Genomic DNA, 4220 nt, shown 5'->3' with positions numbered 1-4220 from the left:
GGCGAAAGCCTGCGCATGTCCACCCTCAGATCATCACCCACCCCGCAGACCTACACGAACACCACCCACACCTCAAACATTCAGTTCCAGGTCAAATAACGATACTGTAGGGTTCAACCCGACTGCGGGCTCCATGGTGAGTCTTTTCGCTCATGAGGTGGAGGAGCCTTGGACCAAGGCGTCGGGGAGCGTCGTGGCCCGGTATGGTCGGGATCGCCGTCTTCGGAATTGATTGATGGTACGACCGGGACTTCCGTTCGGTTGCGATGTCCGAGAACCCGCCGTTTCGCTTTTTTCTCGAAGGAGTAGATTCCGCCGAGTCGGACGTCGATCGAACCATCGATATTCCGAACCAGGACAATCTGCGCGATGTCCAGAATCCGCCTCGCCGCAGTGACGATGAATTCTCGATTCACTTGGTCGGGCACCCCGGGTATAGGGGCGGCGCGTGCAGCTATTCGGCCCAATCCGATTCCGGCTCCGATACCGATCGCAGCCGCGGAAAGGATGCCTCCTGACGAACCGCCGAAGTCGACGGACTGACTCGCCACGATACTTCCCATAGCGATGCCGACCCACATCAGACTGAAATGAAAGCCGAGGGCCTCACCGAGTGCATCCTCCGACGCAGCGGCATTCATGCGGTCGGTACTGGCCGGGAAAATGGCACCGGCCAGCACGCTCACTGCGAAAACGGCTATGGCCAGCGACACAGGCCCCGTTGCGAGGGCGCAGAGCAACACACCTATCCCGAGCCCAACCAGCAGGACGTACGGCGATATAGTTCTGGAGATCGCGCCATAACCGTAGCCACCGCCCACCGCACCGGCTGCCCCGACGGCCAGCACTAGCCCGGTCATTTGCGTGGCGTGGAAATCTTGCATGGCCGTGATGACACTCAGTTCTTCCGCACACAGGACGGCTGTGGCTGCAGCGTATCCGACGCATGCCGTTACGAACCCGGCCTGTAACCAGGATCGCCGTGCGACACGCCCTGATACTTGGTTCGTATCGGCTCGCAGCGGTGGGTTCAGCCTCAATAACGCGATACCACAACCCATAGTCATCAGTCGGACCACGAGCAGGACCGCCGTCGTGTCCCAGATATTCATTACTGCGACACCCAGCGGCGGCCCCACTAGGAGCGACACATCTGCGGTCACCTCGTAGGCGGCGAGCGCCGGTCGCCGCTCGCGTTCGGTTGTGGCGACCGTAATGGCCTGTTTCGCGATGTTGATGACCGGAATTTCGAACCATCCCCCCAGCGCCGCGAGTAACAGCAACAGCGGAAACTGGGCGAATGGCGCGATCAGCCAACACACTCCGTTCACCAGGATCGCTGGAGCCACGGTTGCCCGCAGCCCCAATCGGTCGAGCCGCGGGCCGCGCCGCAGCTCGGTGCCTGCCATGCACAGGTAGATCACAGTGCTCAATAGGCCTGCGGCACCGTAGGAGAGGTGCAACGTGTGCCGTACATGCATTACCAGCAGCAGGGATTGAGAGTTGAGAACAATCCGGAACAGTAGACTGAGTAATACCATATCGACTACTGTCCGATTTGCTAGAAGCTCTCGGTAGGCTTTCATTCCCACTCACCTTTCGGGTGGAATTGCTTACATTCTCAACCCTGAACGTGATCGGCGCTATTCTGCGGCGGGCAGAATTTCCATTCTCGCGGCTATGTCTACACCATCTGTGCTAAAGCTACCGTCTTTCCGAATTATAATACGGGCCGTTGAGTGGCATGCTAACGCAACTACATGCCGTGTCCCGAATAAGTCTAAGATTAATTCATCGCCACGCGGTGCTGGACGATGGATCCGTTCTCAAGCAGACGGCACGCACGAACTCGGTGGCGAACTCGCGGCTTTTTCTGCGACCCAACTGGGATTGCGGGAATTTCAGGCACAGCTACCCGCCCATTCTCATCAACAAAAAATAAATCGAAAACTCGGACAATGCCAGCAGGTAGCCCGGAAATATCAAACATATCCACTTAAACGCCTACCAGGCCGCTGCGTAATCACCAGCCCCTACGGGTGAGCTGCACCCATCCTCGAATAATGTCGATTGAGTCAGGCGAACTTTTTTCCCACAATCACTACCATACCTTCATAGCCCATACGCACCGCCTCCCTGCTGTCATGTACTACTTCGCGGCTTCGAAAACTACCGTATCTTTGGTAGATACTCTCTATTTCCGCCAGAGTCAGATTCACTGCCGGGAAGAAGGTCCGGCAACCGGCGAAGTAACCGCGGGAACCCACCATGTGAGCCACGACAAACAATCCGTTAGACTTCAGGGAATTCATCAGGCTATCAGTTGCTCGGACAAATTCGCTGTATGCATCCGTGATTGAATCAGCGACAAAAAATGACAAGACGGCGTCATATTGATTCGGCTTCAGTTCGAAAATGCTTCCGAATTGGATCGATGAAATAGCGAAAAGCTTTTTCATACTGGACGGAAGGCCAAGTTTTCGGATGTAGTTGTCATAGAACTTCCAGATGTTCACCTGCTCCGTATTGGCTCCGTTCAGCACCTGCTCCAGGTAGCTGAGATTATTCGCCGCGATATCAATCAATTCAAGACGGCCGTGATTCGAAATAAGCGGACTGAGTAGCATAGCCGGATACAAATTCGGCCCTACGCCGACATCGGCAACGTGCTGAAGACTATTGGGCGCTATTCTCATGTCATGCAGGGCAGAAGTGGTGAACTCGATAATTTGCCGATCCTCTGCGCCTATCTTGCGTCCATAGTTTCGCTCGACGTACTCATAGACGTCGAAGTCATCGAAATCGCTATAGCTTTCCTCTTGGTGAGCAAAGAAAACGTGTTCTATGTTTTCAAGCAAGGATGGCCCGTGGGTTGACTTTATAATCTCGAGACCGCGCGCTTCGGGAACCATGTAGCTGTCCGGCAATATCGTTACTAGCTTCTCTGTGAAGAGATCGTTTGGGGAACCGGTTATGCATTTGATATGCGGCGTACCAAAGGCTCCTAGGCGTAGCAAGTACCAGGCGGCCACAAACAATGAGCAGGGATACTTTAGTCGCGTTCTATAGTAGCCAGTCAGCCTCCTTTTCAGTTTTTTATCGGTAATCGAGTTCAATACGGCTTCGCAATACGGCACGAGCTCGGATTCGAACACTGCTACGTCCGGCTCTGCATTTTGTTCAGATAGCTTTTTTAGGAAATCGTGCACGTCAAGGCATTGTGAAGAGTGGGCCGGGCTGTAGTCGTCGACCAGAACTATCTTCTTGATGTCAGGGCCGACTGACAATTTATGCAATTCCGCAATGCCGAGTTCGTGTTGTCTGGAGAACTGCTGATCGCTGTAAATATGCGCGTATTCGATACCTACGAGGCCTCTGGCAGGCGTTATTTTTTCGAGGGCATGCTCCACTGACGCGGCAGAAGCCCACCACTCCCCAAATGGGCTGTCAACGCCGTCACGGGTGTTCACAGGTTCCTCGACCGCTCGGTGCCATAACCCGCTAATCGGTACGACGCTTGACCGTTATGGTGCCCTACACATCGGAACGGGATGACGGTCCTTTGCCGGTAGCCATTCTCTTCGGACTCTTCCGCCCGCCGCGGTCGCTGCGGCAGCCAGCTATTCACCGGCTTGAGCCACCGATCGGCGCCGTCGTAGTGCGCGGTGAACGGCACCCGGCCGTGTACCGGGTTCGGCTGGGTTGGCCCGAATTCATTATCGACCGACGGAAGCTGGCTGACGATGACTGGCCCCTCGGGGGTGGCGGGCAGGCGCATGGCATGGAGCGCAGGCGTTTCCATTACCCGGGTGTCGATCTGTTCAATCAGCGTCGGATCGGTCAGCGTGCCCGGGGCGATGGCAGGATCAGCGATCGTGGCGTCAAGTGTGGCAGATATTTCTCTGGCGAACTCGCGCACCGCGCGGCCGGTGACTGGGGAAAGTTCGCGTCGTTCGATACCGCGTGAGTGAAGCGTCTTACGTTTCGAGGAAACGACTTTCACTGGAATACCCTCCATTGAAGCAGTTCGAAAGCAAAGTTACATCTCGATACAACGCTTTCAGATCACCCGCTGCGCTGGTATGGGGATAATGCCTACGACATCCTCATCTCTGGAGTGTCGTATTGACCTGGAACTGAATGTTTGAGGTGTGGGTGGTGTTCGTGTAGGTCTGCGGGGTGGGTGATGATCTGAGGGTGGACATGCGCAGGCTTTCGCC

The 4220-nt window shown here is 55.6% G+C and carries 3 protein-coding genes; all 3 read right to left on the bottom strand.

Annotated elements, in window-relative coordinates:
- Positions 1–113: 113 nt before the first annotated feature.
- Entirely contained in the window at positions 114–1541 is a 1428-nt protein-coding gene (locus ACWEO7_RS38320) for an MFS transporter (protein WP_452430614.1), read from the bottom strand.
- A gap of 534 nt (positions 1542–2075) precedes the next feature.
- The gene (locus ACWEO7_RS38315) at positions 2076–3470 is read right to left on the bottom strand and encodes a hypothetical protein (protein ID WP_452430612.1); all 1395 of its coding nucleotides are present in this window, start codon (positions 3468–3470) and stop codon (positions 2076–2078) included.
- Positions 3467–4003: a hypothetical protein gene (locus ACWEO7_RS38310; protein ID WP_452430611.1), complete on the bottom strand. Its 537-nt coding sequence runs from the start codon at positions 4001–4003 to the stop codon at positions 3467–3469. The genes ACWEO7_RS38315 and ACWEO7_RS38310 overlap by 4 nt, the downstream gene beginning before the upstream one ends.
- Positions 4004–4220: the final 217 nt, after the last annotated feature.

This window comes from Nocardia sp. NPDC004260 (assembly GCF_053603155.1).
This window is presented reverse-complemented; position numbering and strand designations above follow the sequence as displayed.